We start from the raw sequence: 24782 nt of genomic DNA on the forward strand, positions 1-24782 counted from the left end.
CACCAAGAAAGGCCCCGGACCGGTGAGGTCCGGGGCTTTTTCTTTGCCCTCGCGCGGGACCGACCGCCGCCGATGATGGCCCGGCGGGGAGACGCTGCCCCCGCCTTGCCAGCGCGCCGAGATCCCCGGCCGTGCCGAGGTCCGAATGGAGCCAGATGCTCAGCTGAGAAGGTGCCGCACGGCGTGGATCGCCATCCGAAGAGGCCCTTGGGCGACCCTCTAGGCGCGCCAGTCGTCATAATCCGACGTGGCCATCATTTCCGCGAGCTCGCGGACGGTGACCTTGGGTTGCCAGCCCAGCCGGGTGCGGGCCTTTGTTGCGTCGCCGAGAAGAAGGTCGACTTCGGCTGGCCGGTAGAATCGCGGGTTGACCTTGACGGCAACCTTACCGCTCCGACGGTCGACGGCGTGCTCGGCCTCCGCCGTGCCGGACCATGTCAGGTCAAGGCCGAGCGCCTCGGCTGCAAAACGCACGAAGTCCCGAATGGGCGTCGTGATGCCGGTGGCCAGAACGTAGTCCTCCGCCACATCCTGCTGCAGCATGCGCCACATGCCTTCGACATAATCGCCGGCAAAGCCCCAGTCGCGACGCGCATCGAGATCGCCGAGTTCCACCGGCACATGATCGCCATGGGCGAAGCGGGCCAGTGCCAATGTGATCTTGCGTGTCACCATTTCGGCGCCGCGCACGGGGCTCTCATGGTTGAAGAGAATGCCGGACGAAGCGTGAAGCCCGAAGGATTCGCGGTAGTTGACGGTGATGTAATGGCCATACACCTTGGCCGCGCCATAGGGCGAGCGGGGATGGAAGGGCGTTTCCTCGTTCTGCGGCACCGCCCTCACACGGCCGAACATCTCCGAGGTCGACGCTTGATAGAAGCGGGTCTGGGGGGAATAGGTGCGCAGAGCATCGAGGAGACGCACGACACCCAGGCCATTCACATCGGCGACGTAGATCGGCTGGTCCCAGGAGGACCCGACAAAACTCTGCGCTGCCAGATTGTAGACCTCGTCAAAAGCCGTCCCGCGAATGGCGCGGTTGATGCTGTTGATTTCACTCAGGTCGACATCAACCAGCCGCACGGCGTCGGCCACGCCCAGCTTGCGCAGGCGCGTCATCTTGGCCTGCGAGCTGGCGCGGACGGTGCCGGTTACCTCATACCCCATGTCGAGCAGGAGGCGCGCGAGATAGCTGCCATCCTGCCCGGTGATGCCCGTGATCAGCGCCTTCTTCACCTTGAACTCCGCACGCGGTTGGGCGATCCTGCAACCATCGCTGCATACATACATACCATTCAAGCGGTTTTCGAGCGGTTTTGCGATGTTTAGATCCGGCTCACGATCTGCGCGTGCCGCGCCAGAAATCATGCGCGTTGCCGTGCGAGTCCGTCTTCCTTTCACTTCATCTGAGGAAAGGGTGGGCGAGGACGCGCTTCTATTTCAGGTCAGGCCAGATACTCTTTTATACGCCGCCCCACCGATTCAAACGAATTGTGCGTCTTGAGGTGGGCGAAACCCGCCAGCGCCCGATCGGCGGTCTGCGAAGGGTCATCATAGATACGCCGCATGAGGCTGGCGGCGTGCTCGATGCTTGGCTCTGCCCAGTAATTGCCCTCGGCACCAAGATAATCGTGAGCCTTCAGCGTGACCTTGGTGAAACCGACGGGATAGGCGGTTTGCTCATTGATGAAGTCGCGCGTGCCACCGAAATCGGTGGCCACCACGGCTTTGCCGCGTGCCAGGGCTTCGGCGCATCCAAGTCCAAATCCTTCCGAGCGGTGGAGGGACACGAACACATTGCACTCATCCATCAGCGCCGACATGGCGTCCCGGGTGAGGGTCTTGTCGATAATCTCGATGCGTGGATCCTGCCGGGCAATTGCGAGGAGTTCCGTCAGCCGCCCAGCTTCTGAATCTTTGCCGCGTGCCTTGACGCGCAGCAGGGCATCCTCCCGGCCCGTTGGAAAGGCTGTGCGGAACGCATTAATTGCGCCGAAGGGGTTCTTTCGCGAGGCGTAGGAATCGAAGTCGAAGAAGGTGTAGAACTTCAGCGGGGCGCGGAAGACCTGCGGCCTGGGCTCATCCGGCAGGTAAATGGGCTGGGGAACAAGGGTGACAGCTTTGGGCTGGGCGCTTGCAAGAGCGTTCTGAATGAAGGTCGTCGGGGCCCAATAGGCGTCGAAGCCGTCGAACAGGCCTTTCCACGCTGCGGGAAAGGTGGGCAATTCCCAGTAAGGATAGGCGATGTTGGCTTGATGGCGGCACGTCCGGCTTGCGAACATGCCAAGGTCGTTCGCACCGCAGATGGTCAGCGCCGTGCGGTGCTGGGACGATGCGGCAAGCCGCTCCGCCATGGCCGGTTCCGACATGCGCCCCGGGAGGGGAGCGTTGATCAACCCTGCGGAAATGCCCCCCACATCAAGCGCGGCCACCATCAGTCGCGCCGCTTCTCCAAGCCCGATTTCGGAGAGGAGATATCCCACAATGTCGAGCCCGGGCGTTTGATTCCGGCGACTGAGGCCGCGAAGCCAGCAAGGCTTTGCCAGAGCGGGCGGACAGTTCACCCGCGCGCAGCGCAGCGACCTCCATCCACTCATCAACTTGTTTGAGGACCTCATCGCTTCGCCGACATCCTCAACGAGCCGAACTCTCGGGCCGCACTTCGGTCAATTCTACAGCGCGAATAAAGATGCTGCTGAGATCAGAAGCGAATTTGACGGCCAGCCGCGCGGAATATCTCTTCAAGACGCCGCCATTCTAGCTTTGACTGCGCCGGTAAGCGGCCAAACATTAGTGCGGCGGGATGAGTGCTTCAATCCCCCATGGCGGGCGTCCGCCTTCGCGCCGCGACGGCCGCGCCTCGTGTCGGCGACCGGTTTATGGTGAAGGTCCGATCGTTGAACGAGATGGCCAATCCGGGCTGGGCGCTTTCCCCCCTTCGCTGAGGGGCAATGTGGGCCGCCCTGATCGGCGTGCGGCAGTCGATGGGAATGGAGATCTTTGAGTGCGCCCCGGCGGCGCAGGGGGGGGGGCGCGCAGAGTCGGCCGGCGGGGCGAGGCGTCGCGGTCAGTCACAATCATTGGTGCGAGCGGTGGCGGCCGCTGGTGCGGGCAGAACCGGCGGCTGAGGGACCCGCCCACATCTCAATATCGCCAGCCAGGGCGGACTGACCGTGGTGGTCTCGGCGGCTGCCGTCTCGGGCGGGGCAAGCGCGTACAGCCGTTTACGGTGCGGCGATTTCCTCATCGCCTCCACGGCCGTTGGAGCTTTCCACAAAGCCGCGTTGCATCGGCGCGCCCGGTGAGATGACGCCCCTCAACAGGGTGTCGCGGCGCCAGGCGCGCATGGCGTTGCCGTTGTATTCCGTGCATAGACCGGACACGATCCCCCCCATTCGCCCGTGTCGCTCGCTGATCGCCGTCCGGTGGCCGGCACGAGTGGTGGCGGACGGTCTTCCGATCGGCGGTGACGATCTGGCAGCCTCGTCGCTCCGTCAGGTCCATGACGGCCCGCAAACGCGCGACCCGCGCGCCTGGCGGAGGGAGGGGGCGGCCATTTCGCAAGGGCTGCACGAAGCGCCGCCTCTGCTCGGCCAAGTGCTTCCTCAACCTTGCGCTCTCGTCGCCGAGCGCCTTCCGCCGGCTGGCCTCGGACACGTCCATCCGCCGAATTCGGCCGTCCAGTTGTCGATTGCGCGCCTCCCAGAGCCCATGCCTGTGCGCAAGATCGGCTCTCGTCGCGCTGGCCTGATGCTCCTGCAAGACCGCGATGATTTTCGGTGAAGCTCGCGCTCTTCATCGGTCCGTCTTCGTCTGGGGCGGACGCTGGCACCGCTCGAAGGAAAAACTCAGTGGCGGTGAGCACGCCGGCGCGTCGCCGGTTCCCCCGCCGAGATCGGGACGGGTGCGGAGCGCGCTCAGCGATGAAGGCAACCGCGCGCCATCAGCCGGGCGGCGGATGCGAGGCTGTCGGCGTCATCCTCCAGCCGCCGCGTCAGCAGGCGCGCCCAGACATAGCCGCTGACCAGATCGAGGCCGGCGGCCAGAGCGAAATCCGGCGCCAGTTCCCCGCGCCGCGCGGCGCGATTGAACAGGTCGGCCAGGGAAAAGCTGCGCTCAGCGACGAAGGCCCGGAGCATGTCCAGCGCCGCCGGGTCGTGCTGGGCTTCCACCAGCAGGGCGGTGAACGCTTCGCCAGCTGGCGTGTCTCGCCAGAATGCGAGCAGGCGACCCAGCGCGGCGACGAGATCGCCTTGCAGCGAGCCGGTGTTGGTGCCGGACAGGTCGAGCGGCTGCCGGGCATAGATCTCGATCAGCAGGGCCGGTTTGCCGCTCCACCAGCGGTAAATGGTCGGCTTGCCGGCGCCCGCGCGCCGCGCCACCTGCTCGATGGTGAATCCGGCATAGCCCGCCTCGCCAAGCACCGCCTCCGCCGCCTCCAGAATGGCCTCGGCCGCCGCCTTGCTGCGGCGTGGGCCGGCCGAACTCCGGCGGCCGCGGGGGCCACCGTCATGAAAAGGCCTTTGCCGAATGGTTCCGTTAACCATCTTCCTTAACCACGCTGGTGGATGTAGAGACGATCATGGCGTCGTTCCAGGTGCCTGCCCCGAGACCGCCGCGCAACGCCCTTCCCGCGCAAATCCAAATGAAACGAAACGTTCTGACTCTTGAAACGGTACGTTCCGTATCGATTATAAAGTAGCGCAACTTCTACATTTTTTCAAATCAGCCGGCTAAGCCTTGCCGGGACCTCATCGGCCGGGGGGCACCCTATCGCCAAGCCCGTGCGGCCCGATCAGGCTCCTCAGAGCTGGCGATGAGGCGAACGAATCAGCCGCAGGATTGACATCTCTTTCTCACCCTATCCGCCGCAAAGGTAAAGGCTGTCGGCGGATCCGGCGCCGATGGGCGGTGTGGTGCGGGGTCGACGATCCTGGGCTGTCGGCGGACGGATGCGCCCGTTCGCGTCAGGTCGGCCAAGCGCGCTCAGACGCGGCCATGCGGGCCAAGCGGGCCGGGTGGCCAAACGGAGCCATCAAGTGTGTTCCCGACCGGCCGAGCATGTGCGGCCCTGCGGAACCGGCGGGGCTGGACCCCGCCCCATGAGTCCCATGTCGAAGCCCGATCAGGGCCGGCCATGCAGATGAGCTATGGTTATGGGGACCGCTCGCATCATGTGGCGCGCGAGGAGGGGGGCGGGCCCTGGGGCCGAATGGTTACACCCGGCCGTTAGGTCACGTTTCCCGAGCGCGGCCCGGAGCGGTCATGCGGGTCTGACGCGGCTGCGCGGGTCGGTCCGGCGCGCTGCGGCGGCACAGGCGCGACCGGCCGGGCGCTTGCGGTAGGCGCGGCCATACCGTTTGCCTGCCGCAGCGGATCAGACGCGGCCATGCAGGCCAAGCGGGCCGGGTGGCCAAACGCAGCCGTCGAATGTGTTCCCGACCGGCCGAGCATGTGCGGTCCTGCGGAACCGGCGGGGCTGGACTCCGCCCCATGGGTCCCATGTCGAAGCCCGATCAGGGCCGGTCATGCAGATGAGCTATGGTTATGGGGACCGCTCGCACCATGTGGCGCGCGAGGAGGGGCGGGCCCTGGGGCCGAATGGTTACACCCGGCCGTTGGGTGACGTTTCCCGAGCCGGCCCGGCACGGTCATGCGGGTCTGACGCGGCTGCGCGGGTCGGTCCGGCGCGCTGCGGCGGCACAGGCGCGACCGGCCGGGCGCTTGCGGTAGGCGCGGCCATACCGTTTGCCTGCCGCAGCGGATCAGACGCGGCGATGTGGGCCGTTTGTAACCGCGCGCCGCGCGAAGGGGGGCAGGTCCGGCCCTGCAGGTCCGGTTGCCGATGCCGGTGCGGCGAGGCCAAAAGCGTCCGGGCAGCTGCTTCGTCGGGGGGCTGCCACGGCGAGACCGCGCCAGCTCGGCTGGCCTGTCCGCGCGGCCAGTGTGAAATAGGCGCGCGTACGGCCTTCGGCGCGCCATCGTCTTGCGGATGTTGCGCATCTCGGGCACATCGGTCCGGCCCTTTCCCGCGATCGAGTTCCCCCGATGGCCCACGCTTCTCCCGTCTCCCCGCTCGCCCCCAAGACCACGCCCGAGGTCGGCCCCGTGGCCGGGGTGCGCTTCGCCACCGCCGAGGCGGGCATCCGCTATAAGGGCCGCACCGATGTGCTGCTGCTGACGCTCGATGCCGGCACCAGCGTCGCCGGGGTGTTCACCCGTTCCAAATGTCCCTCGGCGCCGGTCGAGTGGTGCCGCGCCAATCTGCCGAACGGCACGGCGCGGGCGCTGGTGGTGAATTCCGGCAATGCCAACGCCTTCACCGGCGCCAAGGGCCGGGAATCGACCGCGCTCACCGCCAAGATCGCCGCCAAGGCGCTCGGCTGCCGGGAAGAGGAGATCTACCTCGCCTCGACAGGCGTCATCGGCGAGCCGCTGGACGCCACCAAGTTTGAGGGCGTGCTGGCGGAGACCGCAACGCGTCTGGCGCCGCTGCCCTGGATCGAGCCGGCCAAGGCGATCATGACCACCGACACCTTCCCCAAGCTTGCCACCGCAAAGGTGAAGATCGACGGGGTGGAGGTGACGATCGCCGGCATCGCCAAGGGCGCCGGCATGATCGCGCCTGATATGGCGACCATGCTCTCCTTCGTCTTCACCGATGCGGCCATCGAGGCCCCGGCGCTGCAGGCCCTGCTCTCCAAGGGCGTGACCGACAGCTTCAACGCCGTCACCATTGACGGCGACACCTCGACCTCCGACACGCTGATGCTGTTCGCCACCGGCGCCTCCGGCGCGCCGCGCATCGATGATGCCAAGGACCCGCGCCTTGGCCGTTTCCGTAAGGCGCTGACCGGCGTGCTGGCGGACCTTGCCGAGCAGGTGGCGCGCGATGGCGAAGGCGCCCGCAAGCTGGTGAAGATCCATGTCACCGGCGCGACCTCGAAGCGCTCCGCCCGGCGCATCGCCATGTCGATCGCCAATTCGCCGCTGGTGAAGACGGCGGTAGCTGGCGAGGACGCCAATTGGGGCCGTATCGTCATGGCCGTGGGCAAGGCGGGCGAGCCGGCCGAGCGCGACCGTCTCTCCATCTCGTTCGGCGCCATCCGCGTGGCGCATGAAGGTGCGCGCGACCCCGCCTATGACGAGGGCGAAGTCTCCGCCTACATGAAGAACGATGTGATCGACATCACCGTCGATCTCGGCCTCGGGCGCGGTGCGGACCGGGTGATGACCTGCGACCTCACTAAGGAATATGTCGCCATCAATGGCGATTACCGTTCCTGAGAGCGGACCGGACATCGCCGGCCGAGACGTGACGGGTTAGAAAGCTCCGTCATCCCCGGGCTCGTCCCGGGGATCCACGCCTTTTTCAGGGCGTTGGCCACGGCGAAGGTGAGGGTGTGTTGGCCCGGCCATGATGCGTTTCGGGCCTGAAGTCGGATTCTGCGGAGCTGCTCATGAAACTCATCCTCGTCGCCGCCGCCGCCCTTGTCGATGCAGATGGCCGCGTGCTGCTGACCGAGCGGCCGGCGGGCAAGTCGCTGGCCGGGCTGTGGGAGTTTCCCGGCGGCAAGGTGGAGCCAGGCGAGCGGCCGGAGGAGTGCCTCATCCGCGAGCTGGAGGAGGAACTGGGTATCACGGTCAGGGAGCCGTGCCTGGCGCCGCTCTCCTTCGCCTCCCATACCTATGAAAACTTCCAGCTGCTGATGCCGCTGTGGATCTGCCGGCGCTGGGAGGGGCAGGCGCAAGGCCGCGAGGGTCAGCGCCTCGCCTGGGTGAAGCCGGGCGCGCTGCGCGACTACCCGATGCCGCCGGCCGACGCGCCGCTGATCCCGGTGCTGCTCGACCTGCTGGGGCCGGGGCGCTAGCGCGGGCCGGGCCTCTTTACCCCTCGCCCGGCAGCCGGCCCTCCGGCACGTTCAGCGCGTCGGCGAGGCGGGTCTTGGCGGAGCCGGGGCGCAGCGGCTTCTGCTGGCTTTCATGCGGCGCCCAGCCGGAAATCCAGACGATTTCGAAGGTGGCGCGCAGGCGCCCGTCCGGGTCGGCGAAGCGCTCGGCATAGACCTCGAACAGCCGCGCCAGTGTTTTCTTCAGCAGGGGCGCCCGCCGCCGGTCGGTGAGCGGGTTGGCCGCGCCCATGCGGCGCAGATCGTGCAGCAGCGCCAGCGGGTCGCCATAGCGCACCACCACGCGGTCGACATCGGTGACGGGGAGGGCAAGGCCCGCCCGTTGCAGCAGCCCGCCAAGGTCGCGCAGATCGACAAAGGGCGCCACGCGCGGCGAGATGCCGCCCAGAGTGTCGCTCTCGGCGATGGCGAAGGCCTCGCGCAGCTCGGAAAGCGTGCCGCCGCCGAGGAAGCCGGCCAGCAGCAGCCCGTCAGGCTTCAGCGCGCGGCGGATCTGCGCCAGCACGCCGGGCAGGTCGTTGACGCTCTGCAGGGCGAGGGCGGAGACGACGAGATCGAGCGAGGCGGGCGCGAAGGGCAGAATCTCCGGGTCGGTGACGACGTCGACATCTCCCCGTTCAGCCGGGCCGAAGGCGACATAGCGCTCCACCATGCCGGTGCCGGACAGCGCTTCGCGCAGCACCGGCGTTGGCGTGCCGAGATCGCCCGCCGTGCCAAAAACACGCTTCACGGCGGTGAGACGGTCGACGAGGTCTTCCGCCACGCGGTCGAGCAGGAAGGTTTCCGGGCCGAGCGCGCGCGCCCGCTGGCGGCGCTGCGCCAGCGCCTGGGGGTCGAACACGTTCATTGGCGAGGTGGGCGTCGGGGAAGCGGACATAGGGGGGGCTCCTCGGCGAGAGGCATAGAGCCGGGGCGGCGACAGGTCAAAGGCGCGTCGGCGCGCGCCGTGCTAGTCTGGCGGCATGGACCCGTTCCTGGAGCCGATGCGCGAGAATGCCCGCGAGGCGCAGGCGCCGCCCGCCACCCGGGCCGCGCCATCGTTCGGCTTTGGGCTCGGCTTAGGGCGCCGGCTATGGCGCGGGCTGGTGGATGTCGCGCTGCCGCCGGCCTGCATGGCCTGCCGGGCGGCGGTGGACGAGCCGGGCTGCCTGTGCGGCGGCTGCTGGAGCCGCCTCTCCTTCATCGCGCCGCCCTTTTGCGACCGGCTGGGAACGCCGCTGCCTTATGGGTTCGGCGAAGGGCGGCTGATTTCGCTCGCCGCGCGCGAGGCGCCGCCGGCCTATGGAAGGGCGCGGGCGGTGGCGGAATTCGGCGATGTCGCGCGGGACCTGATCCACGCGCTCAAATATGCCGACCGGCTCGACATCGCCCCGCCGATGGGGCGGATGATGGCTCGTGCCGGGGCGGACATCCTTTCCGACGCCCAGGCGCTGGTGCCGGTGCCGCTGCACAGGCTGCGGCTCTGGCGGCGGCGGTTCAACCAGTCGGCGGCGCTGGCCGGGGTCATTGGCGGCGAGGCCGGCCTGCCGGTGCGGGCCGGCTGGCTGGAGCGCCAGCGCGCGACCGTGCCGCAAGTGGGGCTCGACCGGGCGGCGCGGGCGCGCAATGTGCAGGGCGCCTTCGCGGTGCCTGAGATGGCTAAGGGGGAACTGCGCGGCCGGCGCCTTGTTCTGGTCGATGATGTGCTTACGACAGGGGCGACGATCGACGCCTGCGTCAAGGCGCTGCTGCGCGCGGGGGCGGGACGGGTGGACGTTCTGGTGTTCGCCCGGGTTGCTGACGCGGTGGACACGCCCCTATCATAAGGCACCAGGATGCCGGTCGCAGCGGCGGCCGATGGTTAGGACGATTAGATGGCGAAGATCGAGATTTACACCACGTCGACCTGCCCCTATTGCCATGCAGCCAAGAAGCTGCTCGGGCGCAAGGGCGTCGATTTCTCTGAGGTCAACGTGACCGGCGATCCGGTGGCGCGCTCCTCGATGTCGAGCCGGGCCAATGGGCGCACCAGCGTGCCGCAGATCTTCATCGACGGGCGCCATGTCGGCGGCTGCGACGACCTCTACGCGCTTGAGGAAGCCGGCGAGCTGGACGCGCTTCTGGCCAGCTGAACGAGAGTGAAACCATGACCGGCTCTTCCGATACGCTCACGCCCGGCACGCCGCCGCTTGGCAGCCCTTTCCGCGCCGCGCTGATCCAGATGCGGACGGAAAAGAACGTCGCCGCCAATGTCGCGGCGGCCTCCGCGCTGATCCGCGAGGCGGCGGGGGAGGGGGCGAGCTACATCCAGACGCCTGAGATGACCGGCACCATGGAGGAGAACCGCGAGGCGCTGTTCAAGGTGCTGCATGCGGAGGAAGACGACCCGGCGCTGGCGGCCTTCCGCGCGCTCGCGGCCGAATTGAAGGTGCACCTGCATATCGGCTCGCTGGCGGTGCGGGCGAGCGAGCACCGCGCGGCCAACCGCTCCTATCTGCTCGCCCCGGACGGGACGATCGCCGCCTGCTACGACAAGATCCACATGTTCGACGTCGACCTGCCCAATGGCGACGTCTACCGCGAATCCGCCGCGTACCGGCCAGGCGAGATGGCCATCGTGGCCGATCTGCCGCAGATCAGGCTCGGCTTCACCATCTGCTACGATCTGCGCTTTCCCGCGCTGTTCCGCGCGCTGGCCGAGGCCGGGGCGGGGATGATCGCTGCGCCGGCCGCCTTCACCCAGTCGACGGGCGAGGCGCACTGGCACATTCTGCTGCGCGCCCGGGCGATCGAGACGGGGTGCTATGTGCTGGCGGCGGCGCAGGGCGGCACGCATGAGAACGGGCGCCAGACCTTCGGCCACAGCCTCATCATCGATCCCTGGGGTACCATCCTCGCCGAGGGCGGCACCGAGCCAGGCATCATCGCCGCCGAGATCGACCCGGCCAAGGTCGCGGGCGTGCGCGGGCGAATTCCTTCGCTCTCGAACGGGCGGCGCTTCGAGCTGGTGATGCCGCCCGATCATGGCCGGCTGCATGTCGTTCCCGGTGGGGTGGCATGATTCTCTATCGCCTGTGCTGCGTGAAGGAGCACGAATTCGAGAGCTGGTTCCGCGATTCCACCGCCTATGACGACCAGCGCGCGCGCGGCCTCGTGACCTGCCCGGTCTGCGGTTCTCCCGAGGTGGAGAAGGCGCTGATGGCCCCGGCACTGGGCCGGGCGGCGCGCAAATTCGCCGCTGACGTGGCGGCGGATACCGCGCCGGCCGACGCCCCCGACGCCGCACCGTCGGCGCCCCCGCAGCCGGTCGCGCTGGTCTCGGAGAAGGAGCAGCAGCTGCGTGCCATGCTGCGCGCGGTGCGGGCGCATGTTGTCGCCAATTCGGTCGATGTCGGCGACGATTTCGCCACGCTTGCCCGCCGCATGCATGAGGGCGAGGAAGAAAAGCGCGCCATTCGCGGCGAGGCCACTGCGGACGAGGTGCGGGCGCTGATCGAGGACGAGATCGAGGTGCTGCCGCTCCCGGTGCTGCCGGACGAGCGCAACTGAGGGCAAGGGGCCTTGGTGTCCCGGCCCAGCGGAGCCGAAGGCGAAGCGCAGAGCCGGGATCGAGCGCAAAGGTCCGCCGCAGACGCTTCACTGTGGATGCAGGGGCGTCATGGATTTTAGAGGCGTCGTCGGGTCTTCGCTGGATCCCGGATCCGCGCCGCACGGCGTGCAGCTTGTCCGGGAAACCGGGCCAGCCTGACGCTGCAGGGGTCTACGGCCCCGCCGTCCGCGCGCTCTCGATCTGCGGCAGCAGGCGTTCCTTCAGCCCCTGCGCGTCGATCGGGCCGATATATTTGTAGGCGATGCGCCCATCCTTGCCGATGACGAAGGTTTCCGGCACGCCATAGACGCCCCAGTCGATGGCGGTGCGCCCATTGGCGTCGACGCCGACGGCGGCATAGGGATTGCCGAAGCGGCCGAGGAATCGGCGGGCATTGGCGGCGTCGTCCTTGTAGTTCAGGCCGACGAGGCGGAAGCCCGGCATCTTCGATAGCTCGACCAGAAAAGGGTGCTCGTCGCGGCAGGGCACGCACCAGGAGGCGAAGACGTTGAGCACCGTCACCTCGCCCTTGAGCGCGGCGGAGGTAAGGCCCGGCACCGGCTGGCCCTCGCGCGTCAGCCCCTCCAGCGCCGGCAGGTCGATCGCCGGGGCCTGCCGGCCGATCAGCGCCGAAGGCACGCGCGAGGGATCGCCGGAGAACAGCCGGCCATAGAACAGCGCCGCTAGCGCCAGAAACGCGACGAGCGGCAGCAGCACGAGCAGCCGCGAACGGCGCGGCCGGCCGGCCGTTGCTTCCTCGGGAGGCGGGGTGTCGGAGGGATGGCTCATGCGTCGATCCGCCCGGCGGAGCGGCGGCGCACGCCGCGCGCCTCCAGTTCCGTGAGCCGCCGCCGCACCAGGCGCCCGTCGGCGAAGATCCACAGCGCCAGCGACCCGAGCGCCAAGGCGCTCACGCCATAGCAGGCGAGGATGAAGAAGCCGTGCTCGCCGAACATTCAGAAGGCCTCACGCATAGGCCGCCTCGGCGGCGGCGCGCGCTTCGAGCACACGCAGGCGACGGCGGTAGATTTCGTTGCGCATCGCCGCCATGTGCAGCGCCAGCATCAGCAAAGTGAAGCCGATGGCGCAGATCATCAGCGGCCAGAGCAGGCTGGAATGAATGGTCGGCCCGTCCATGCGGAACACCGAGGCCGGCTGGTGCAGCGTGTTCCACCAGTCGACCGAGAATTTCACGATCGGCACATTGACGAAGCCGACCAGCGAGAGCACCGCCGCTGCCCGTCCGGCCTGATTGGGGTCCTCGATCGCCGAGCGCAGCGCCAGCAGGCCGAGATAGAGCAGCAGCAGCACCAGCATCGAGGTGAGGCGCGCGTCCCAGACCCAATAGGTGCCCCACATCGGCCGGCCCCACAGCGAGCCGGTGAACAGGCAGAGGAAGGCGAACACCGCGCCGATAGGCGCCATCGCCTTGTGCGCCACGTCCGCCAGCGGGTGGCGCCAGACCAGGATGCCGAGGGCGGACGCCGCCAGCATGGAATAGCCGAACATCGCCAGCCACGCGAAGGGCACGTGGATGTACATGATCCGCACCGTCTCGCCCTGCTGGTAGTCTTCCGGCGCGCGGAAGGCGAGGAAGAAGCCGAGCGCCAGCGTCGCCAGCGCAAGGCCGGTCAGCCATGGCAGGACGCGCCCGGAAAGGGCGAGGAAGCGGGTGGGGTTGGCAAGGTCCATCAGCGCCATGGGGCGGTTCTAATCCGGCGCGCGAGGGCCGGCAACCGGCGCGGCATGCGTCAGGCGCGGATCGATCGCCACAGGATGGACAAAACTGCGCTATTGAACTGTGACCCGATTCGATCGAAACGGAATCGAGCGCTTATGCCGCACATCTCCTCCGCCCCCGCGGGCGTCCTGCTCTTCACTCTTGTCGCCATGACCCTGTCGCCGCCTGCGCTGGCGCGTTCCACCGACGACCAGATGATGCAGCTGGAGCCCTCGGAGCGGATCGAGCAGGTCTGCAATACGCGGGCGATGGGGGAGATTCAGCGCGGGCAGAAGGGCATGCACCCGGACGAACTGGTCGCCTATGCCTATCGCGACCCGGTGGTGAAGGGCGCGAAGATCAACGCGCCGGGCGCGGCGGTGCGCTCGGGCGGCGCCTGGTACCACATCGCCTATGAGTGCGAGACGGCGCATGAAGGCCTGGACGTGACGCGCTTTCACTACACGCTCGGCGCGGCGATCCCGACCTCGGAATGGGCCGGGCATTATCTCGTCGCGCCGTAGGCTCTCCGGAACCCATTTCAGGCGTCATCCCGGACGGCCGCAGGCCGATCCGGGATCGTGTGCCGATGTCGGATGACGATCCCGGCTCTCCGCTGCGCTCCGGCCGGGATGACGGCCTCAGACACGCAGGGCGCCGCTACCAGGAATGCAGCGCCCGCAGGGTCGGGGTCTTCTTGTCGAGATGGTCGGCCATGCGGCCGAGCAGCTGGTTGAGCAGCTGCACCGCCTCCACCACCGCCGGCCCCTTGTTCAGCATCACGCATTCGGCGCGGGCGGCCATGGCGGCGTCGGTCATCTCGCCGCGCGAGGGAATGCCGTCGCGCACCAGGTCCTCCAGCACCTGCGTCGCCCAGATGGCCGGCACGGAGGCGGCCTCGCAGATCCACAGAAGCTCCTCCTGCATTTCGGCGAGGCGGGTGAAGCCGATTTCGGCGGCGAGGTCGCCACGGGCGATCATCACGCTGAAATCGCCGTAGCGCGCCGCCCGGGCGATCAGGTCCGGCAGGTTCCGCACCGCCTCGGGGCGCTCGATCTTGGCCATCAGGCCGAGCGGACGTGCGCGCCCCGCCCCGTGGCGGGCGATGGCGGCGTCGAGCAGATCGAGGTCTTCCGGCCGGCTGACGAAGGAATAGCCGATGAGATCGGCGCATTCGATGACGGTGGCGAGGTCGGCATCGTCCTTGGCAGTGAGGGGGGAAAGGCCGAGCGCGGTGTCGGGCAGGTTGATCCCCTTTTCCGGCTTCAGCTTGGTGCCGCCGGGGCGGGTGTGGAGAATGCGCAGGATCGCCTCGCCCGTGCCCACGCTCTCCACCACCGCCTCGACCTTGCCGTCGTCATAGCGCACGCGGTGGCCGAGCCCGAGGCGGGTGACGATTTCCGGCAGCGAAACGGCGGCGCTGAACAGGGCGGCGTCGTCGACGCGGGGTTCGCCCTCGGCGACGAGGCGCAGTGTGTCGCCGGGCAGCAGGCGGCCGGTCGGCTTGTCCTTGCGCATCGGCAGCACGGCGCCGGTGCGGATCTTCGGGCCGGCAATGTCCATCAGCACCGCGATCGGGCGGCCGACCGCCTCGGCCGCGGCGCGCACATGGCCCGCCATGGCCCGGCAGGTGGCGGCGTCGTCATGGGCGCAGTTGATGCGGGCGACATCCATGCCGGCCTGCGCCAGCGCCAGGATAAAGGCCGGGTCGCCGCCCGCCTCGCCCGGCAGCGTGACCATGATACGGGTGTAGCGCCCCTCCGGCTCCGGGCCGAGGCTCGCCGCGCTGGCCTTCTCCAGCCGGGCCTCGCCGGCGAAGAAGGCGGCGGGCTCCGGCGCCGGAATCGCCGGGGCGCGGCCGGCGAGGGCGGCAAGCGCCGCCAGCACCGCGTCGAGCGTCGGCAGCACCCGGCTCTCCAGCCGCCCGAGCGAGGACAGGCCGCGCCACATCAGCTGGCGCTGCAGCGGCCGCAGCTCGTGCCGGCGCAGAGCGAGATAATGCGCGAGATTGTCGAGCGCGGGGTCTTCGCGGCCGGCCTCGCGGTGGAAGCGCTCGATGAGCGGGGCGGCTTCCTCGACCACCGCCGCCCGCAGGGACAGCAGCGTCTCGAAAAGGGCGTTGTCATCGCTGACAACGTCGTCGCTGGCGGCGGAGAGGGGCGCAGTGTCGCTGTTCATGGCCAGGTTCCTCGCATGGATGCGGCACGCTAGGATGGCGCTGTTACGTGGCTGTGACCTCCGTAGTCTCCCGCAAAAGCGCGTCAAAACTTGACTCTCTGGCGCGCGGCGGCTACGAGCCCCACATCCTCGCAGACCCCGCGAGCCGATCCGCCGCCCGGCCCCTGAGGCCGGAGGTCAACGCCCGACAGCGCTTTGCGCCCTCGGGCGCCGTTCGGCATTGCGCTGTGAGCTGTGGGAAAAGGACCGGAGCGAACGCATGTTCGATTCATTGACCGACCGCCTTGGCGGCATACTCGACCGGCTGAAACGACGCGGCGCCCTCACCGAGGCCGACGTGAACGAGGCCATGCGCGAGGTGCGCCGGGCGCTGATCGAGGCCGATGTCGCGCTCGACGTGGTGCGCTCCTTCACCGACAAGGTGCGCACGCGCGCCGTTGGCGCCGAGGTCATCAAGTCGGTCACACCCGGCCAGATGGTGGTCAAGATCGTCAATGACGAGCTTGTCGCCATGCTCGGCTCAGATGCCAAGCCGATCGACCTCGACGCCGCCCCGCCGGTGCCGGTGCTGATGGTCGGCCTGCAGGGCTCGGGCAAGACCACTTCCACCGCCAAGATCGCAAAGCGCCTGACCGAGCGCGGCAACCGCAAGGTGCTGATGGCCTCGCTCGATACCCGCCGCCCGGCGGCGATGGAGCAGCTGGCCATGCTCGGCACGCAGGTCGGCGTCGCCACCCTGCCGATCGTCGCCGGCCAGTCCGCCGTCCAGATCGCCCGCCGCGCCATGGAAGCCGCCCGCCTCGGTGGCTATGACGTTGTGATGCTCGACACCGCCGGCCGCGTCACCCTCGACGAGGCGCTGATGGCCGAAGTGGCCGAGGTGAAGGCCGCGACCAAGCCGCATGAAGTGCTGCTCGTCGCCGACAGCCTCACCGGCCAGGACGCGGTGAACACCGCAAAAGCCTTCGACGAGCGTGTCGGCCTCACCGGCATCGTGCTCACCCGCGCCGATGGCGATGGACGCGGCGGTGCCGCGCTTTCCATGCGCGCCGTCACCGGCAAGCCGATCAAGCTGCTCGGCACCGGCGAAAAGATGGACGCGCTGGAGGATTTCGATCCCCGCCGCGTCGCCGGCCGCATTCTCGGCATGGGCGATGTCGTCTCCCTCGTCGAGAAGGCGGTCGAGAATATCGACGCCGAAAAGGCGATGGCCGCGGCCGATCGCATGCGCAAGGGGCAGTTCGATCTCGACGATCTGCGCATGCAGCTCGACCAGATGGAAAAGCTCGGCGGCCTTGGCGGGCTGATGGGCATGCTGCCCGGCGTCGGCAAGATGAAGAACCAGCTCGCCGCCTCCGGCATGAATGACGGGGTGCTGAAGCGCCAGAAGGCCATCATCGATTCGATGACCAAGAAGGAGCGCCGCAACCCGAAGCTGCTCGACGGTTCCCGTCGCAAGCGCATCGCCAGCGGCTCCGGCACCAAGGTCGAGGACGTCAACCGGCTGATGAAGATGCACCGCCAGATGGCGGACATGATGAAGGCGATGGGCGCCCCCGGCGCCAAGCGCGGCCCGATGGCCGGCCTCGCCAACATGTTCGGCCTCGGCGGCGGCGGGATGGGCGGGATGCCGAGCCCCGACCAGCTGAAGCAGATGGCCGAGAAGATGCCCGGCGGACTCGGTGGTGGCGGTCTACCGCCGAATTTCCCCGGTAACATGCCTGGTCTTCCCGGCGGGCTGCCGGGTCTGGGCACCAAGCCGGGCGGGCTGCCTGGCCTGCCGGGCTTTCCGGGGAAGAAGAAGTGACGGCCCGATGACCTGACCCCCTTGCCGTCCTCCCGGACGGCGCCTCAAGCGCCGATCCGGGATCGTTCTCCGCGCCTTAGGCGTCAAACGATCCCGGATCGGCGTTCGCTGCGCTCTCTTTGTCCGGGATGACGACAGACACCAACCGACGAAACAAACGACCTGAAAGGAAGACCTGAATGTCCCTCAAGATCCGTCTCGCCCGTGGCGGCGCCAAGAAGCGTCCCTATTACCGCATCGTCGTCGCCGATTCGCGCTCCCCGCGTGATGGCCGCTTCATCGAGAAGATCGGCACCTTCGATCCGCTGAAGCCCAAGGACGCCACCGACCGCTTCACCCTCGACGTCGAGAAGGCCAAGGCCTGGCTCGCCAAGGGCGCCCAGCCGACCGACCGCGTCGCCCGCTTCCTCGACAGCCTCGAGCTGGTGAAGCGCGCCGCCCGCAACAACCCGGAAAAGGCCGTTCCCGGCAAGAAGGCGCAGGAGCGCGCCGCCGAAGCCGCCAAGGCCGCCGAAGCCGCTGCCGCCGCTGCTGCCGCTCCGTCGGCCGAGTGAGTTTGGGCGGGGCGGCCTTGCGTCGCCCTGCTTGAGCCTCCTTCGAGGCCGCTTCGCGGCACCTCAGGATGACGCGGTTCTCTTGCCGGGAACGACGTCATCCTGAGGTGCGAGCGTGAGCGAGCCTCGAAGGATGGTCATTTCAGAGCACACCTCTATGCCCCATGACCGTGTTCTCCTCGCCCGCATCGGCGCCCCGCATGGGGTGCGCGGCGAGGTGCGGCTGTTCATCTTCGCCGCCGATCCGGCCGCGCTGCAGGACTACGCGCCGCTGACCGACGAGGCGGGGACGCGGACCTTCCGCATCAAGACGCTGCGCCCGGCCAAGGAGCATTTCGTCGCCCGGCTGGACGGCGTCGACAGCCGCGAGGCGGCCGAGGCGCTGACCAATCAGGGCGTCTATGTCGCCCGCGACCTCCTGCCCGAGCCGGACGAGGAAGATGATTTCTACCAGGCCGACCTGATCGGGCTTAGCGCGCAGACCACCGACGGCGCGCCCTTCGGCAAGGTGGTGGCGGTGCATGATTTCGGCGCCGGCGACATTCTCGAAATCGCCCCCGAAGCCGGCGGCAAGGGTGGCGCGAAGACTGTGATGCTGCCCTTCACCAAGGCGGTGGTGCCCAGTGTCGACCTCAAGGCCGGCCGCCTCACCGTCGATCCCGGCGAATGGGTGCGCGAGGAAGCCCCGCCGCCGGAGGCGGACCAGGGCTGACGGGCGTGTGAGCAGGGATCGGGCAGGGCCTGTCCGAGCCCCTCAAACGAAACAAGTCGTCATCCCGGCCGAGCGTAGCGAGAGCCGGGATCGCTCTCCAACGGCTCGCGATCCCGGATCGGCCTGACGGCCGTCCGGGATGACGATGAACGGAACCCCTGCCATGTGGCGCGCCTCGCTCATCACCATTTTTCCCGACATGTTTCCCGGCCCGCTCGGTCTTTCTCTGGCCGGCCGGGCGCTGGCGCAGGGCGCCTGGGGCCTTGAGACGGTGGACCCGCGCGAGCAGGCCACCGATCGCCACCGCTCGGTCGACGACACCCCGGCCGGCGGCGGGCCGGGCATGGTGATGCGGGTCGATGTGCTGGCCCGCGCGGTGGACGCCGCCGCGCCCGAGGGCGACAGCCGCCCGCGCCTCTTGATGACCCCGCGTGGCGCGCCGTTGACCCAGAAGCGCGTGCGCGAACTCAGCGCGGGGGAGGGGGTGGTCATCGTCTGCGGGCGCTTCGAGGGGGTGGACGACCGGCTCATTGCCGCGCGCGGGCTGGAGGAGGTTTCGGTTGGCGATGTGGTGCTGTCGGGCGGGGAGATCGGGGCGCTGGTGCTGCTCGACGCCTGCGTCCGACTGCTGCCGGGGGTGATGGGACACCCGGAATCCGGCACCGAGGAGAGCTTTTCGGCGGGCCTGCTGGAGTATCCCCAGTACACCCGCCCGCAGAGCTTCGAGGGGCTGGAGATTCCGGCGGTCCTCACCGGCGGCGACCATGCCAAGGTCGCCCGCTGGCGGCGCGAGCAGGCGGAGGCCGCCACACGGGAGCGGCGGCCGGACCTGTGGGCGCGCTATCGCGAAACGGGCGGGCGTTGAGCCCGCTGTTTCGGCGCGCTCACTCGGTCAGTTCATAGGTGAAGTTCTGATTGCTCTTGGTGTCGACCTCGTCGAACTTCACGCCGGTGAAGCCGCCTTCTTCGCAATCGAGCGTGTCGCCGGTCTGATGGTCGCGATTGTGCAGCGTGTATTTCTCAGCCGCGATGCAGAAGTGGCCGCCTTGCTGCTTGCTGGAGCCTGACCAGGTGCCACCGTCTTCGCCCGCCGCGTAGATGTAGTAGTAGCGGTTGGCCAGTCGGCCGCGGATCATCACTGTGCAGTCGTCCGGCGCCAGCTTCCACCAACCTTCCGAGGTCCAGCCATAGTCGGTGCTGTCGTAGCCGATCGACAGGTTCACCGTCTCGTCCGCCCTGTTGCAGATCTTGAAATCGGCTTTGCCCTCGGACACAAGGCACAGCAATCCCGCGACGCTCATGGCCGACAGGATGTGAAAACGACGCATTTGATGCTCCCGCTTAAAGAGGCGCGCAGTGCACCCTACCCAAGTACGGAATGCAACGAAAATTGCATGACAAAACGTCTGAGGTCGCGTATAGGCGCCCCGTCACTACCAACTGACAACAGCAAGATGCGGGCGGCCGGGTTCTGACATGCCCTGACCGATCCTGCCTGAGGTGATAACATGGTCGATATTATCCGAGAGCTCGACATCGAGCAGGCCGCCAAGCTCGCCGAGCTGCGCGCCATTCCCGACTTCCAGCCGGGCGACACCGTCATCGTCAATGTGAAGGTGAAGGAAGGCGAGCGCACCCGCGTGCAGGCCTATGAGGGCGTCGTGATCGCCCGCAATGGCGGTGGCATCAATGAGAGCTTCACCGTTCGCAAGATCTCCTATGGCGAAGGCGTCGAGCGCGTGTTCCCGCTCTATTCGCCGAACATTGACAGCCTGAAGGTTGTCCGTCGCGGCAAGGTGCGCCGCGCCAAGCTCTATTACCTGCGCGACCGTCGCGGCAAGTCGGCCCGTATCGCCGAGCGCCAGGACAAGAACGCCGGCAGCCGCAAGAAGGGCCCGGCCACGACCCCGGCCGCTGCCGCCGAGTGATTCCGGCCCCGGCTCCGGCCGGGACTGTCAGACGACGTTCAGGGCGGCTTCGGCCGCCCTTTTCTTTTGTCCGCAGGGCTCAGGGGCCGGCTGTCACCGGGAAGTCGAAATACGTGTCGGGAAACGGCTCGTCCGCCAGCGTGTAGTGCCACCATTCCTCGGCATAGGGCATGAAGCCGTGGCGCTGCATCAGCGTCTTCAGCGTCTCCCGGTTCGCGGTGGCCTGCGCCGGAATGCCGGCGGCGCCGTGATGGGCCCGCGCATCAAAGCAATCATAGCCGGTGCCGAAATCGAGCGTGGCGTCGTCGAAGCGCGCGCCCAAGGGCAGGGCGCAGTCGGCGAGCGGGTCGCCGGGTGCCCAGGGTGTCGCCGGCTTCTGGCCGAGCCGAATAATGGCGAGATCGACCGTGCTGCCCCGGCTGTGGCCGGATTTCTCGGCAATGTAGCCGCGCGTGAACAATTCGCTCTTGGGTACGCGGGGATAGAATTCCGGCTTCATCGTCTCGTCGCCCAGGTCCTTCGCCCAGGCGACGAAATCGGCGACCGCCCGTGCCGGGCGGTAGCAGTCATACACCTTGAGGCCGAGCCCCTGCAGGGCCAGTTCGTCCGCCGCTGCCGCCAGCGCCTCGGCGGCCGGACGGGTCAGGATACAGTCGGGCGCGGCATAGGCGGCGATGGGTCGTCCGACGAAATTGTGCGGGCCGGCATAGCGCATATCGTGCTGGATGGCGGGAGCGACATCGCGCAGCCGGACGAAGCCATCGGGAAGATCGGCGCTGCGGGCGGCGACCGGCGCGGCCGCGAGGGCGAACGTCAGCAGGACAGTCCTGAGCATTGCGAGAACCTTGATCGGGACAATGTGAGGCGATGTGCCATGCGGCCCGCCGGCCTCCCCGGGGCGCGTCAGCAATCCTTGATGTGCAGCACGCGGGTATTGGTCTGCTGCTCGACCAGGATGGTGCCGTCGCCGAGCATCGCGGCCTGCATCACAGTGGCGAAGTCCGGCTTGCGCAGGGGGCAGGTGATGAGCTGACGGTGCGCCGTCTTCGTCACCTCCTGCGCCACGTCCTGCGCCTTCACATCCGTGCGATTTCCCGCCTCGACAGCGGCGAAAGTGACAAAGGTTGCGGCGATCAAGGCGATGTCGGACAGGCGCATCATAGACTCCCTTCGCCGCAACAGCTTAGCGCGGGGGATGAAGCGGCGCCATATGAAAGGTAAAGAGGCGTAGAGAGGCGGTTATGTTCCGATTTTTCCGCCGGTTTCATGCTGATTTTACTATGTAATACATTATTCCATCCATATGTTCCGATGGTTGCCCGTCACGCAGTCGTGCGGCGGCGCGGGGTGGGCCGGGGGATGGCGGCGATTGTTTGCCGCGTCCAGACTTGCTAGAAGGGTTCCATGATGGCGTATGGCTCACCGATGACGGTTTCCTGCGGCGCGGCGACCTCGCCGGCGCCCGGTGCCGCGCGGCCGGAGGCCCGCCGCCGCTTGCCGACCACCATCGGCTTCGCCGCCGTGCCGGATCATGTCCGCCTGCCGGCGCGCTTTTTCGGACGCTTCACCGCCTGCGCGGTCGCCGGGCTTAGCTGAGCGCTGCCCGGAGCCGGGGCCCTCTGGCCTGCGCTCCCGGCCGCGCTGCTGCCCGCCCCCTGTTTTCCTCTTCCAAAGAGACGCCAAGATGAGCACGTCCGCTCCCCGTACCCTGTACGACAAGATTTTCGACGACCACATCATCGACCGCCAGGAGGATGGCACCTGCCTCCTCTATATCGACCGGCATCTGGTGCATGAAGTGACCAGCCCGCAGGCCTTCGAGGGCCTGCGCGTGGCCGGCCGCCGGGTGCATGCGCCGTCGAAGACGCTCGCCGTGGTGGACCACAACGTGCCGACCACTGACCGCCGCTTCGGCATCGACGATCCTGAAAGCCGCATCCAGGTGGAGACGCTGGCCGAGAACGCCCGCGAGTTCGGCGTCGAATATTTCAACGAGCTCGACAAGCGCCAGGGCATCGTCCACGTGATCGGCCCGGAGCAGGGCTTCACCCTGCCGGGCACCACCATCGTCTGCGGCGACAGCCACACCTCGACCCATGGCGCCTTCGGCGCGCTCGCCCATGGCATCGGCACCTCGGAGGTGGAGCATGTGCTCGCCACCCAGACGCTGATCCAGAAGAAGAGCAAGAACATGCGGGTCAGCGTCGACGGCAAGCTGCCCGACGGCGTGACCGCCAAGGATGTGACGCTCGCCATCATCGGCGCCACCGGCACTGCCGGCGGCACCGGCTATGTCATCGAATATGCCGGCGAGGTGTTCCGCGCCCTGTCGATGGAAGGCCGCATGACGGTCTGCAACATGTCGATCGAGGGCGGGGCGCGCGCCGGCATGGTCGCCCCCGACGAGACCACCTATGCCTATGTGAAGGACCGCCCGCGCGCGCCCAAGGGCGCCGCCTGGGACGCGGCGCTGCGCTATTGGGACACGCTGCGCACCGATGAAGGCGCCTTCTTCGACAAGGAAATCCGCCTCGACGGCGCCTCGCTGCCGCCCATCGTCTCCTGGGGCACCAGCCCGGAGGACGTGATCTCGGTCGAGGGGCTGGTGCCCGACCCCGACCTGATCGACGATCCGGACAAGCGCGACGCGAAGAAGCGGGCGCTGGCCTATATGGGCCTCGTCGCCGGCACCAAGATCATCGATATCCCGGTCGACAAGGTGTTCATCGGCTCCTGCACCAATGCCCGGATCGAGGATCTGCGCGCCGCCGCCGCCATCGTGCGCGGCCACAAGGTGCGCGAGGGCGTCTCCGGCATGATCGTGCCGGGCTCGGGTTTGGTGAAGCTGCAGGCCGAGGCCGAGGGGCTGGACGCCATCTTCAAGGCGGCGGGCTTCGACTGGCGCGAGCCGGGCTGCTCCATGTGCCTGGCGATGAACGCCGACAAGCTCGGCCCGGAGGAGCGCTGCGCCTCCACCTCGAACCGTAATTTCGAGGGCCGGCAGGGCTTCAAGGGCCGCACCCATCTCGTCTCCCCCGCCATGGCGGCGGCGGCGGCGATCGCCGGCCATTTTGTCGACGTCCGCACCTGGCCGCGGGCGGGTTGAGCCTCATTCGGGAGGCCGCGCGATGAGGGGCGATCCGTTCTGGGACCCGCCGCCCGACGACCCCATGGAAGTGTGGGGCCGTCGCCTCGGGCGCGGGCTCGCCGTTGTGGTGGCGCTCGGCCTCGTCGTCTATCTGTTCGCGACCTATCTGAGGTGAGCCGATGAGCGAGAGCGGCGACTGGCTGAAGCGCGGCGCGCCCAGCCTCAGCGACATGGAGGCGATGGCCGAGGAGGCCTATGCCCGCCTGCCGGACGAATTCCGCGCCCTGTGCGGCAATCTCGTCATCCGGGTCGAGGATTTCCCGACCGACGAGGTGCTGAAGGAGATGGAGGCGGAAAGCCCGTTCGACCTGCTCGGCCTGTTCCAGGGCATCGGCCTGGCGCAGGGCTACGAGCTGGCGACCGGCGTGCTGCCCAACATGATCTTCCTCTACCGCCGTCCGATCCTCGACTATTGGGCGGAGAATGAGGAGACGCTGGGCGATATCGTCACCCATGTGCTCGTGCATGAGATCGGCCACCATTTCGGCCTCTCCGACGAGGACATGGAGCGGATCGAGGAGGAGGCGGATAGGTAGCGGACCGCATGGCAAGGGAGTGAGGCTCGGCTTAGAATTTCTCTAAATCATCGAGAGTCGAGGCACATCCCATGTCACAGCATTCGTCCCATCCGGTCGGCGGGCACGTGTACAGCCTGCCGCTTCGGGCGCTTCACTGGCTGACGCTCATCGCGATCGTCGTTACCTACGGCGTGACCTATCTCGAAGGGTTCTTCGAGCGCGGCACGCCCGGACGCGCGCTTATCTGGTGGACCCATATCTCGGTGGGTCTGACCATTCTCGGCCTCGTCGCGCTGCGCTTCGTCACGCGCCTCGCGGGGCCGGTGCCGCCGCCCTCGGCGGCCCTGTCGCGGCCGGTCCATCTGGCCTCGGCGACGGTTCATGTGCTGCTTTATGTCCTGCTGGTCGCGACACCTCTGGTCGGCATCTATCTCGCCTTCCTGCGCGGCAATGAGGTGACGTTCTTCGGCCTGTTCACCATTCCCTCCCCGGTGGAGGTGGACCGGACGGCCGCCGGCCAGGTCATCGAGCTGCACGAGCTTCTGGCGAATGCGCTGGTCGTGCTGGCCCTGCTGCACGCGGCGGCGGCCCTGGTGCATCACTATGTCCTGAAGGACGACGTGCTGCGCCGGATGTTGCCGCACCGCTGATCGCGCAAGGGGTTCGGGTTGCGAACGGCGCGCCGTCGGTGCACATCAGCGGCGAAGGCGGAATGTCTGACGGGGAGCGGCGCGCGCCG

The 24782-nt window shown here is 68.0% G+C and carries 28 protein-coding genes; 17 read left to right on the forward strand and 11 right to left on the reverse strand.

Annotation, left to right across the window (positions count from 1 at the left end; genetic code table 11):
* Positions 1–219: 219 nt before the first annotated feature.
* The 3 genes from gmd to J2S76_RS21540 form a co-directional block, all read right to left on the reverse strand.
* Complete coding sequence (gene gmd, locus J2S76_RS21530) at positions 220–1290, reverse strand: GDP-mannose 4,6-dehydratase (RefSeq protein ID WP_370874821.1); 1071 nt, start codon at positions 1288–1290, stop codon at positions 220–222.
* Between the two features lie 155 nt (positions 1291–1445).
* Entirely contained in the window at positions 1446–2435 is a 990-nt protein-coding gene (locus J2S76_RS21535; RefSeq protein ID WP_307063942.1) for a glycosyltransferase, read from the reverse strand.
* Positions 2436–3917: 1482 nt separating this feature from the next.
* Complete coding sequence (locus J2S76_RS21540; protein WP_307063944.1) at positions 3918–4547, reverse strand: TetR/AcrR family transcriptional regulator; 630 nt, start codon at positions 4545–4547, stop codon at positions 3918–3920.
* 1501 nt (positions 4548–6048) lie between these two features.
* Here J2S76_RS21540 and argJ point away from each other — a divergent pair.
* Together argJ and mutT are read left to right on the forward strand one after the other, a co-directional pair.
* Entirely contained in the window at positions 6049–7287 is a 1239-nt protein-coding gene (argJ, locus tag J2S76_RS21545; RefSeq protein ID WP_307063946.1) for a bifunctional glutamate N-acetyltransferase/amino-acid acetyltransferase ArgJ, read from the forward strand.
* Positions 7288–7460: 173 nt separating this feature from the next.
* Positions 7461–7871, forward strand: a complete 411-nt coding sequence (mutT, locus tag J2S76_RS21550; protein ID WP_307063949.1) for an 8-oxo-dGTP diphosphatase MutT — start codon at positions 7461–7463, stop codon at positions 7869–7871.
* Between the two features lie 16 nt (positions 7872–7887).
* On the opposite strand, the gene J2S76_RS21555 is transcribed toward mutT, so the two are convergent.
* Positions 7888–8787, reverse strand: coding sequence for a methyltransferase domain-containing protein (locus tag J2S76_RS21555; RefSeq protein WP_307063950.1), 900 nt, complete (start codon positions 8785–8787; stop codon positions 7888–7890).
* Between the two features lie 106 nt (positions 8788–8893).
* Here J2S76_RS21555 and J2S76_RS21560 point away from each other — a divergent pair, with 106 nt between their 5' ends.
* From J2S76_RS21560 to J2S76_RS21575, 4 genes are read left to right on the forward strand one after another with little or no spacing between them, the layout of a single operon-like run.
* Complete coding sequence (locus tag J2S76_RS21560) at positions 8894–9715, forward strand: ComF family protein (RefSeq protein ID WP_307064087.1); 822 nt, start codon at positions 8894–8896, stop codon at positions 9713–9715.
* A gap of 48 nt (positions 9716–9763) precedes the next feature.
* Positions 9764–10021 carry a glutaredoxin 3 gene (gene grxC / locus J2S76_RS21565; protein WP_307063952.1) on the forward strand — a complete coding sequence of 86 codons (258 nt, stop codon included), beginning with the start codon at positions 9764–9766 and terminating at the stop codon, positions 10019–10021.
* Positions 10022–10035: 14 nt separating this feature from the next.
* Entirely contained in the window at positions 10036–10950 is a 915-nt protein-coding gene (locus J2S76_RS21570; protein ID WP_307063954.1) for a carbon-nitrogen hydrolase family protein, read from the forward strand.
* A complete protein-coding gene (locus tag J2S76_RS21575; RefSeq protein ID WP_307063956.1) occupies positions 10947–11438 on the forward strand; it encodes a DUF1178 family protein in 492 nt (163 codons plus the stop codon). Before J2S76_RS21570 ends, J2S76_RS21575 begins: the two co-directional genes overlap by 4 nt.
* A gap of 211 nt (positions 11439–11649) precedes the next feature.
* Here J2S76_RS21575 and J2S76_RS21580 read toward each other — a convergent pair whose 3' ends face one another.
* From J2S76_RS21580 to J2S76_RS21590, 3 genes are read right to left on the reverse strand one after another with little or no spacing between them, the layout of a single operon-like run.
* Positions 11650–12267 (reverse strand): DsbE family thiol:disulfide interchange protein, encoded by a 618-nt coding sequence (locus J2S76_RS21580; RefSeq protein ID WP_307063958.1) that lies wholly within the window; start codon positions 12265–12267, stop codon positions 11650–11652.
* Complete coding sequence (ccmD, locus tag J2S76_RS21585; protein ID WP_307063960.1) at positions 12264–12434, reverse strand: heme exporter protein CcmD; 171 nt, start codon at positions 12432–12434, stop codon at positions 12264–12266. The genes J2S76_RS21580 and ccmD overlap by 4 nt, the downstream gene beginning before the upstream one ends.
* Before the next feature lie 10 nt (positions 12435–12444).
* Positions 12445–13179 (reverse strand): heme ABC transporter permease, encoded by a 735-nt coding sequence (locus tag J2S76_RS21590; RefSeq protein ID WP_307063962.1) that lies wholly within the window; start codon positions 13177–13179, stop codon positions 12445–12447.
* 135 nt (positions 13180–13314) lie between these two features.
* Between J2S76_RS21590 and J2S76_RS21595 the strand changes: the two genes are divergently transcribed.
* Positions 13315–13722 carry a DUF930 domain-containing protein gene (locus tag J2S76_RS21595; protein ID WP_307063964.1) on the forward strand — a complete coding sequence of 136 codons (408 nt, stop codon included), beginning with the start codon at positions 13315–13317 and terminating at the stop codon, positions 13720–13722.
* A 136-nt stretch (positions 13723–13858) separates the two neighbouring features.
* Here J2S76_RS21595 and J2S76_RS21600 read toward each other — a convergent pair whose 3' ends face one another.
* A complete protein-coding gene (locus J2S76_RS21600) occupies positions 13859–15376 on the reverse strand; it encodes a pyruvate kinase (RefSeq protein ID WP_307063965.1) in 1518 nt (505 codons plus the stop codon).
* A 259-nt stretch (positions 15377–15635) separates the two neighbouring features.
* Between J2S76_RS21600 and ffh the strand changes: the two genes are divergently transcribed.
* From ffh to trmD, 4 genes are all read left to right on the forward strand, one after another.
* Positions 15636–17183 (forward strand): signal recognition particle protein, encoded by a 1548-nt coding sequence (ffh, locus tag J2S76_RS21605; protein ID WP_307063968.1) that lies wholly within the window; start codon positions 15636–15638, stop codon positions 17181–17183.
* Between the two features lie 179 nt (positions 17184–17362).
* Positions 17363–17737, forward strand: a complete 375-nt coding sequence (rpsP, locus tag J2S76_RS21610) for a 30S ribosomal protein S16 (RefSeq protein WP_018387430.1) — start codon at positions 17363–17365, stop codon at positions 17735–17737.
* Between the two features lie 157 nt (positions 17738–17894).
* Entirely contained in the window at positions 17895–18449 is a 555-nt protein-coding gene (gene rimM / locus J2S76_RS21615) for a ribosome maturation factor RimM (RefSeq protein ID WP_307063972.1), read from the forward strand.
* Between the two features lie 163 nt (positions 18450–18612).
* Positions 18613–19314: a tRNA (guanosine(37)-N1)-methyltransferase TrmD gene (gene trmD / locus J2S76_RS21620; protein WP_370874822.1), complete on the forward strand. Its 702-nt coding sequence runs from the start codon at positions 18613–18615 to the stop codon at positions 19312–19314.
* 19 nt (positions 19315–19333) lie between these two features.
* Here the strand turns inward: trmD and J2S76_RS21625 are convergent, their stop codons facing one another.
* Positions 19334–19777 (reverse strand): DUF1036 domain-containing protein, encoded by a 444-nt coding sequence (locus J2S76_RS21625; RefSeq protein ID WP_307063977.1) that lies wholly within the window; start codon positions 19775–19777, stop codon positions 19334–19336.
* A 180-nt stretch (positions 19778–19957) separates the two neighbouring features.
* On the opposite strand from J2S76_RS21625, the gene rplS reads away from it, so the two are divergent.
* On the forward strand, positions 19958–20377 hold the full coding sequence (gene rplS / locus J2S76_RS21630) for a 50S ribosomal protein L19 (protein WP_091441925.1): 420 nt from the start codon (positions 19958–19960) through the stop codon (positions 20375–20377).
* Between the two features lie 79 nt (positions 20378–20456).
* Here the strand turns inward: rplS and J2S76_RS21635 are convergent, their stop codons facing one another.
* Positions 20457–21212 carry a M15 family metallopeptidase gene (locus J2S76_RS21635; protein ID WP_307063979.1) on the reverse strand — a complete coding sequence of 252 codons (756 nt, stop codon included), beginning with the start codon at positions 21210–21212 and terminating at the stop codon, positions 20457–20459.
* Between the two features lie 68 nt (positions 21213–21280).
* Positions 21281–21535 carry a hypothetical protein gene (locus J2S76_RS21640; protein WP_307063981.1) on the reverse strand — a complete coding sequence of 85 codons (255 nt, stop codon included), beginning with the start codon at positions 21533–21535 and terminating at the stop codon, positions 21281–21283.
* A gap of 246 nt (positions 21536–21781) precedes the next feature.
* Here J2S76_RS21640 and J2S76_RS21645 point away from each other — a divergent pair, with 246 nt between their 5' ends.
* The 5 genes from J2S76_RS21645 (at position 21782) to J2S76_RS21665 (ending at position 24693) form a co-directional block, all read left to right on the forward strand.
* A complete protein-coding gene (locus J2S76_RS21645) occupies positions 21782–21973 on the forward strand; it encodes a hypothetical protein (protein ID WP_307063982.1) in 192 nt (63 codons plus the stop codon).
* Between the two features lie 88 nt (positions 21974–22061).
* Positions 22062–23483, forward strand: coding sequence for a 3-isopropylmalate dehydratase large subunit (leuC, locus tag J2S76_RS21650; protein WP_307063984.1), 1422 nt, complete (start codon positions 22062–22064; stop codon positions 23481–23483).
* Positions 23484–23505: 22 nt separating this feature from the next.
* Positions 23506–23640, forward strand: coding sequence for a hypothetical protein (locus tag J2S76_RS21655; protein ID WP_307063987.1), 135 nt, complete (start codon positions 23506–23508; stop codon positions 23638–23640).
* Between the two features lie 4 nt (positions 23641–23644).
* A complete protein-coding gene (locus J2S76_RS21660) occupies positions 23645–24061 on the forward strand; it encodes a metallopeptidase family protein (protein ID WP_307063989.1) in 417 nt (138 codons plus the stop codon).
* A gap of 71 nt (positions 24062–24132) precedes the next feature.
* The gene (locus J2S76_RS21665; protein ID WP_307063991.1) at positions 24133–24693 is read left to right on the forward strand and encodes a cytochrome b; all 561 of its coding nucleotides are present in this window, start codon (positions 24133–24135) and stop codon (positions 24691–24693) included.
* Positions 24694–24782 lie beyond the last annotated feature (89 nt).

The organism is Ancylobacter vacuolatus (assembly GCF_030813595.1).
GTDB lineage: Bacteria > Pseudomonadota > Alphaproteobacteria > Rhizobiales > Xanthobacteraceae > Ancylobacter > Ancylobacter vacuolatus.

Coding starts and splice junctions, on each gene's coding strand:
- gmd (WP_370874821.1), bottom strand. CDS start 1,290: ATGTATGTATGCAGCGATGGTTGCAGGATCGCCCAACCGCGTGCGGAG.
- J2S76_RS21535 (WP_307063942.1), bottom strand. CDS start 2,435: ATGGTGGCCGCGCTTGATGTGGGGGGCATTTCCGCAGGGTTGATCAAC.
- J2S76_RS21540 (WP_307063944.1), bottom strand. CDS start 4,547: ATGGTTAACGGAACCATTCGGCAAAGGCCTTTTCATGACGGTGGCCCC.
- argJ (WP_307063946.1), top strand. CDS start 6,049: ATGGCCCACGCTTCTCCCGTCTCCCCGCTCGCCCCCAAGACCACGCCC.
- mutT (WP_307063949.1), top strand. CDS start 7,461: ATGAAACTCATCCTCGTCGCCGCCGCCGCCCTTGTCGATGCAGATGGC.
- J2S76_RS21555 (WP_307063950.1), bottom strand. CDS start 8,787: ATGTCCGCTTCCCCGACGCCCACCTCGCCAATGAACGTGTTCGACCCC.
- J2S76_RS21560 (WP_307064087.1), top strand. CDS start 8,894: ATGCGCGAGAATGCCCGCGAGGCGCAGGCGCCGCCCGCCACCCGGGCC.
- grxC (WP_307063952.1), top strand. CDS start 9,764: ATGGCGAAGATCGAGATTTACACCACGTCGACCTGCCCCTATTGCCAT.
- J2S76_RS21570 (WP_307063954.1), top strand. CDS start 10,036: ATGACCGGCTCTTCCGATACGCTCACGCCCGGCACGCCGCCGCTTGGC.
- J2S76_RS21575 (WP_307063956.1), top strand. CDS start 10,947: ATGATTCTCTATCGCCTGTGCTGCGTGAAGGAGCACGAATTCGAGAGC.
- J2S76_RS21580 (WP_307063958.1), bottom strand. CDS start 12,267: ATGAGCCATCCCTCCGACACCCCGCCTCCCGAGGAAGCAACGGCCGGC.
- ccmD (WP_307063960.1), bottom strand. CDS start 12,434: ATGTTCGGCGAGCACGGCTTCTTCATCCTCGCCTGCTATGGCGTGAGC.
- J2S76_RS21590 (WP_307063962.1), bottom strand. CDS start 13,179: ATGGCGCTGATGGACCTTGCCAACCCCACCCGCTTCCTCGCCCTTTCC.
- J2S76_RS21595 (WP_307063964.1), top strand. CDS start 13,315: ATGCCGCACATCTCCTCCGCCCCCGCGGGCGTCCTGCTCTTCACTCTT.
- J2S76_RS21600 (WP_307063965.1), bottom strand. CDS start 15,376: ATGAACAGCGACACTGCGCCCCTCTCCGCCGCCAGCGACGACGTTGTC.
- ffh (WP_307063968.1), top strand. CDS start 15,636: ATGTTCGATTCATTGACCGACCGCCTTGGCGGCATACTCGACCGGCTG.
- rpsP (WP_018387430.1), top strand. CDS start 17,363: ATGTCCCTCAAGATCCGTCTCGCCCGTGGCGGCGCCAAGAAGCGTCCC.
- rimM (WP_307063972.1), top strand. CDS start 17,895: ATGCCCCATGACCGTGTTCTCCTCGCCCGCATCGGCGCCCCGCATGGG.
- trmD (WP_370874822.1), top strand. CDS start 18,613: ATGTGGCGCGCCTCGCTCATCACCATTTTTCCCGACATGTTTCCCGGC.
- J2S76_RS21625 (WP_307063977.1), bottom strand. CDS start 19,777: ATGCGTCGTTTTCACATCCTGTCGGCCATGAGCGTCGCGGGATTGCTG.
- rplS (WP_091441925.1), top strand. CDS start 19,958: ATGGTCGATATTATCCGAGAGCTCGACATCGAGCAGGCCGCCAAGCTC.
- J2S76_RS21635 (WP_307063979.1), bottom strand. CDS start 21,212: ATGCTCAGGACTGTCCTGCTGACGTTCGCCCTCGCGGCCGCGCCGGTC.
- J2S76_RS21640 (WP_307063981.1), bottom strand. CDS start 21,535: ATGCGCCTGTCCGACATCGCCTTGATCGCCGCAACCTTTGTCACTTTC.
- J2S76_RS21645 (WP_307063982.1), top strand. CDS start 21,782: ATGATGGCGTATGGCTCACCGATGACGGTTTCCTGCGGCGCGGCGACC.
- leuC (WP_307063984.1), top strand. CDS start 22,062: ATGAGCACGTCCGCTCCCCGTACCCTGTACGACAAGATTTTCGACGAC.
- J2S76_RS21655 (WP_307063987.1), top strand. CDS start 23,506: ATGAGGGGCGATCCGTTCTGGGACCCGCCGCCCGACGACCCCATGGAA.
- J2S76_RS21660 (WP_307063989.1), top strand. CDS start 23,645: ATGAGCGAGAGCGGCGACTGGCTGAAGCGCGGCGCGCCCAGCCTCAGC.
- J2S76_RS21665 (WP_307063991.1), top strand. CDS start 24,133: ATGTCACAGCATTCGTCCCATCCGGTCGGCGGGCACGTGTACAGCCTG.